The organism is Sinomonas albida, assembly GCF_004919045.1.
Taxonomy (GTDB): domain Bacteria; phylum Actinomycetota; class Actinomycetes; order Actinomycetales; family Micrococcaceae; genus Sinomonas; species Sinomonas albida.
In genome coordinates, this window is sequence record NZ_SWDW01000031.1 from 1 (window position 1) to 1,435 (window position 1,435).

At 67.3% G+C, this 1,435-nt stretch carries 1 protein-coding gene; it reads right to left on the reverse strand.

The annotated features are described in order from the left end of the window. Nucleotides 1-4: 4 nt before the first annotated feature. On the reverse strand, nucleotides 5-1,435 hold a 1,431-nt coding region (locus E6A26_RS17485; RefSeq protein ID WP_136612485.1), incomplete at its 5' end, for an amino acid permease.

Here is a 1,435-nt window from a genome sequence, read left to right on the forward strand (position 1 = left end):
CAGGTTATCTGCGGGTGGTGGGTCGGTTGGCGATGACGGGTGCGGTGCCGGTGTAGCCCTCACGGGCGGCGGCGATCTCCCGGATCCGGTCGCGGCAGGCGTACCAGCCGATGACCATGAGCACGCACGCGATGGCGGTGGCCAGGAGGGTCCACGGCGAGTCGATGAGGATCATGACGAGCACGATCGCGAGGAAGACCAGGGTGGCGTAGCCGGTGTAGGGGGCGCCGATCATGCGGAACTTGGGCCGCTCGGTCCAGCCCTTCTTGGCCCAGCGCTGGAGCTGGATCTGGCACAGGATGATCGCGGCCCAGGTGCTGATGATGCCCACGGAGGCGACGTTGAGCACGATCTCGAAGGCGTCGGAGGGGACGAGGTAGTTCAGCGGCACGCCCAGGAGGGAGACGGCGGCGGTGATGGCGATGCCGCCGTAGGGGACGCCGGCCTTGTTCATCCGCAGGGCGAATCTGGGGGCGGAGCCGGCGGCTGCCATGGAGCGGAGGATGCGTCCGGTGGAGTACAGGCCGGCGTTGAGGGAGGAGAGGGAGGCGGTGAGGACGACGAGGTTCATGATGACGTCCACGCCGCCCACGCCGATGTGGCCGAAGAAGGTCACGAACGGGCTGATGCCCTTCTGGTAGTCCGTGTACGGCAGCAGGAGGGAGAGCAGGATCACGGAGCCGACGTAGAACACCGCGATCCGCACCACGACGGAGTTGATGGCCTTGGGCATGATCTTGGCGGGGTTCTCGGTCTCCCCGGCGGCGGTGCCGACGAGCTCGACGGAGGCGTAGGCGAAGACGACGCCCTGCATGAGCACGATCATCGGCATGATGCCCATCGGGAAGATGCCGCCGTGGTCGGAAAGGAGGCTGAAGCCGACCTGGCCGCCGGTGGGCGTGCCGAAGATGACGAAGTAGATGCCCAGGACCAGGAAGGTCACGAGCGCTGCGACCTTGATGAGCGCGAACCAGAATTCCATCTCGCCGAACACCTTCACGGAGACCAGGTTCAGGGCCAGGACCAGGACCAGGGCGATCAGGGCCCACGCCCACTGGGGCACGGCTGCGATCCAGGGCACGTAGCGGCCGAAGAAGTTCATGTACAGGGCCGCGGCGGTGGTGTCCACGATCGTGGTCATGGCCCAGTTGATCCAGTAGAACCAGCCGGAGACGAAGGCTGCCTTCTCGCCGAAGAACTCCCGGGCGTAGGAGACGAAGGAGCCCGAGGAGGGCCGGTGCAGCACGAGCTCGCCCAGGGCGCGCAGGATCAGGAACACGAACGCGCCGCAGATCGCGTACGCGAACACCAGGGAAGGGCCGGCGGCGGCCAGCCGCCCGCCCGCGCCCAGGAACAGCCCGGTGCCGATCGCGCCGCCGATCGCGATCATCTGGATCTGCCGGGCCTTGAGGCCCTTGTGGTAGCCGGCATCCTC